Origin of the sequence: Asticcacaulis sp. (assembly GCF_027484505.1) — a bacterium.
GTDB lineage: Bacteria > Pseudomonadota > Alphaproteobacteria > Caulobacterales > Caulobacteraceae > Asticcacaulis.
This window is the reverse complement of the sequence record NZ_JAIXSV010000146.1, coordinates 1-3845: the sequence shown is the minus strand read 5'-3', so window position 1 is coordinate 3845 and position 3845 is coordinate 1. Positions and strand designations below refer to the sequence as shown.

Annotated in this window: 4 protein-coding genes; all 4 read right to left on the bottom strand. The window is 56.9% G+C overall.

Annotation, left to right across the window (positions count from 1 at the left end; all coding sequences use genetic code 11):
* Positions 1-599: 599 nt before the first annotated feature.
* The 4 genes from Q0072_RS09580 to Q0072_RS09565 all read right to left on the bottom strand — a co-directional run bounded on the left by Q0072_RS09580 (position 600) and on the right by Q0072_RS09565 (position 3502).
* Positions 600-821 carry a hypothetical protein gene (locus Q0072_RS09580; RefSeq protein WP_298329021.1) on the bottom strand — a complete coding sequence of 74 codons (222 nt, stop codon included), beginning with the start codon at positions 819-821 and terminating at the stop codon, positions 600-602.
* A 343-nt stretch (positions 822-1164) separates the two neighbouring features.
* On the bottom strand, positions 1165-1980 hold the full coding sequence (locus Q0072_RS09575; RefSeq protein WP_298329018.1) for a DUF5677 domain-containing protein: 816 nt from the start codon (positions 1978-1980) through the stop codon (positions 1165-1167).
* A 1-nt stretch (position 1981) separates the two neighbouring features.
* On the bottom strand, positions 1982-2707 hold the full coding sequence (locus tag Q0072_RS09570) for a hypothetical protein (RefSeq protein WP_298329015.1): 726 nt from the start codon (positions 2705-2707) through the stop codon (positions 1982-1984).
* Between the two features lie 558 nt (positions 2708-3265).
* Complete coding sequence (locus tag Q0072_RS09565; protein WP_298329011.1) at positions 3266-3502, bottom strand: toxin-antitoxin system HicB family antitoxin; 237 nt, start codon at positions 3500-3502, stop codon at positions 3266-3268.
* Positions 3503-3845 lie beyond the last annotated feature (343 nt).

The window sequence follows — 3845 nt, the reverse complement described above, 5'->3', positions numbered from 1 at the left end:
GCCGACAATGGCTTCGTTTCGCATCCGCGAGATTGAGATTAACAGATCAGTAAGGTTTGACCAGAGGCTGTGTGAGCGCTCGCTACGGTTTTACCGGTTGTGTTCTTTTTGCCCCGCAGGACGGGGCGGAGCGGGGTCTGTGCAACATTGTTGAACATCGCAAGGGCCCCTGTTCCAGAGGGGAAGCGGTAACGGCGACGGTGGCACCCCGGCGCCTGTGCAACGCTGTGAAACACGCAACACGCCCGTGTTTCAGAGGGAACGCGATGGCCATTCCGCCCGCGCACGGCGGTGAGGGCCGGTGCCGGCATGCGGACAAAGCAAGGGGGTTGAGGCCATGAGTTTAGCACGGGTACAGGGAAAAGTCAGCGGTCGGCACGCGGCCCCCGATCCGTCACCACCCCCTTCGTCATCCCGGCGCCAAGGCCCGAACGTGCAAAGTCAGGTGTGGGCAGGTCCGACGAAGGAAGGAGCACGGCCCCTTCCGCTTCTTCTACCGTCATCCCGGCGACAAGCCGGGACCCAGGGGCCCCATGCCCGACCGTGACGTGACGTGGCAAGATGCTGAACAGGGGTTAGGCAGCGGGACCGGTGACCAGCTACAGACAGTCACCAAATGTCGGCGTACCCGGCCGCTCCACCGCCTTGGCCACCTCTTGTTGCAAGGCCGCCGCCCCCTGGGCCCGAAAATTCTCCCACATCCGCATCAAAGCCGGCCTGCAAAGTTTGGCGGGATCGGCACCCATCTTGGCATGATTCCGCTTGAACGCGGTGATCCCGGCATCATCCAACCCGCCATTCACCGCGACATAGCGATCCATGACGGCGACACTCTCCTCAAGCGCAGCCTGAAATGCCGGGTCGTCCGAAACGGGACAATGTTTGCCCACCTCTGCAATCGTCGCCGCGATACCCCAGATACACAAAACCCCTTCCCCCGCCTCCCGCTCCGCCGCCGGCGCGGGTGCGTTAACCCCCAGCAGGGTGCCGGCAAGCAGGGCGGCAGCGAGGAGGGCGGGGCGGCGTGTGGGGGTGGGAAGTGGTTTCCGCTTTGCGCCCCATTTTTTACGTTTAGAATTGCAACGGCGACTCTCAGAAGCGGACGTCACAAGACAGGTTCCCCAAAATTGACTTTTGATCTCAACGTGATCGTTAATCCGCGTGTCAGTATGGATCGTGATCAACACTATTGGTGACGGCACTAACCAGTGATTCATAGGACGACGGCTCTGCGATATTGAGCATGAATGCTTTATCGAAGGTGCCGAGCGTCTTACTCCAATATTTTGCTGCTAACGTCCAGTAATTAATGTCGGGAGCCCTTGCTTCACTGATCGGGCGGCGATGATGCCTATGTAGCGGATTGTTGCATTCTACCAAATCGTAGCGCGCAACGTGGTGCCACATTGAGTGCGCACAAGCGCTAAACGGCATGTAAACATAGTTATAGAAATCAATACAGCCAGCCTCCTCCGCCATCTGACGTACGGTTAGGCTCGACCATTTCCCTAAATCGACATCGAGCAGCCAGTTTATCCGCTGGCGGTCAATCCATTGTTCTGCAGCCTCCAATATGGCAGCCTCGGGGGCCGTGGGCTCGCGAGTTCCGATCTGCGTGCGGCGGTGCTCCAACTCCAGCTTAGCCTGCCCCAGCCCAAACAGAATAAACTTAGAGCACCGTTCCACAGGATCGAGCAACAGCCATGATATGTTGATGTAGGCGTCAGCCATTGCGCGCAATAAGATCGGTGCACTGTGCCCAGTCCACAGTGAAGGTGCGTGTGCTATATCTTTAGTGAGCGTTGCTTGACGTGCCAGCATGCCTCCGATCACTTCGTGAACATGAATCTGCGCGAAGTCAGGTGGCCATGCAACTAGGCGTGCCACAAGTTCGCGGTCAACACCCAAGCAATAGCTCTGGATGAGCGTCCAGAGATCAATGCCTTCGTCGCTTTCGCTATCTGCATGCTCATTGGTCATCTCAATCCTCGCATGGTTCAATCTCCAGGCCCCGGTTCCAGAAGGCGACTGGCCAGCCGGTCCCCGAAGCCATTAGGTCGATTTCGCCGAACATCAGGTTGAGCGTCGCCCTAATGGATGCGGCAATTCGCTGCGACTGCTCTGTATTAGGATAGTCTTCGATACGGGGGAGGTCTGCGAGCGCCAAACCCGGCGAGACTTTTAGGCAGTCAGAATCAAATGCAAGCCAAGTCGCTGTAGCCTGCGTTAACGTCGCCATTGTCGATCTGCGATTGATCAAATCACCAACAATTTCTTTAAATTCATATAAATCCCGCATCGACTGAGTTCCACTATTGGGCATCAGTTCGCGCATTGGATGGTCAGGATAGTGCGTATGGAGTGGCATCAGCGATGCGCACAGGTCTTCGCAATAAGGGCGCCCGGCCACGATCTTTGAAAGTTCGCCGAATGGTAGCGATGCAAACTTTCCTGCCGCTGCCCAGATCGTGTGCTTGCGTCCCGGATCACTTGCGCGTACGTCGCGTGTGAAGGCTGTTATAATCTCCACGCCGTGACGCGGACCCCAAGCATCCTGCACGAGCGCAATCCACAGCAACTCCGGGATCATCATGTTGATCCAAGACACTTCGCGCATCTGTCCGAACGCACTGTTAAACGGCGTCACAAGTTTCGATTTGACCCGCTTGTGATCGCCGAGTACCGGTGCCCGCTTTCCATTATTCATCGACGTCGGCGTCCATCCGTCTGGCACTGGAGCAGATCGCTCCAGCGCTTAAGCTCCGATCTGGTAGGGATCTTTCGTTTGTTACGAAAATTCACTAATACTATAATATTTCGCTAGGAAAATTCGAATTTTCTACTCGCAAAAAAATGATACAACGCCATCCATGGAAAATATAGAAGAATCACAGAGTCTTGATTTAAAGAATTGCCAAATTTAGGTTCTATCGGACTGCTAACCCAACAGGACAGCATAACCTGACATTCTGACAACCATGTCGGCCATGGTAATCCCTCTAATCAATATGAGTTAGAAATTGTGGCTTACCCCCTGAGGTGATATGAAATATGCGCAGGCCAAAACCGCATAGATATAATTGATGCATCTAGCTGTGTAGGTTCAGTGCTATCGGGCTGGAATGTTCGGAATAGCATTCCGAACATTCCAGCCCGTCCGCTTCCGGCCCCGAAACCGACACCCGAAAGGTCCCGCCGTTGGTCCTTGGGTCTTGGCTCTCGCCGTTACGCCGCGTGACCGGTGTGGGCGGGTGGCAGGTCAGCCTCACTCCACCCGGTCATCGTCCCGTGGTGGGTTGCCGATACCGGAGCGGGCGAGGATTTCCTTGGCGCGACCGGGAACAGCGCGGGCGGTTAAGTAACACTCGGCCTCCACCTGTTCGCCAACGCGGGATGCCAGGGCGGTGGCCACATACTGGTTCAGGCTGACGCCCGCCCGATCGGCCAGACGAGTGGCTTCGGCTTTCAGATCGTCGGGAATGCGTAGGGGGAAACTGCGCATCTTAACCTCCGCAAGACATCGACTGGCCGTTGCTCTTTTCATTCCATCCGGGTGAGGAGAGCGGGTCAAGTTTGTTTTGCGCACATTACAGACCGCGCCCCGTTTGATTCATATCGGCGCTGACCGCGCCTTACGCTGGGTCCCGGCTTTCGCCGGGAAGACGGTAGAGGCGGGTCGAAAAGAGGCGACGGCGGTGGTGACGGTGTGAAACGGCGGTGGCGGGTGTGAGGGGTGGGAGAGGGGAACCGGTGCTGCTCTCTGCCCGGCCGGACGAGGGCACCCACCGGTGCCCTCGTCCGCCCGTCCATGCTCACTTCACCTCAACCTTCACGACATTATCGTC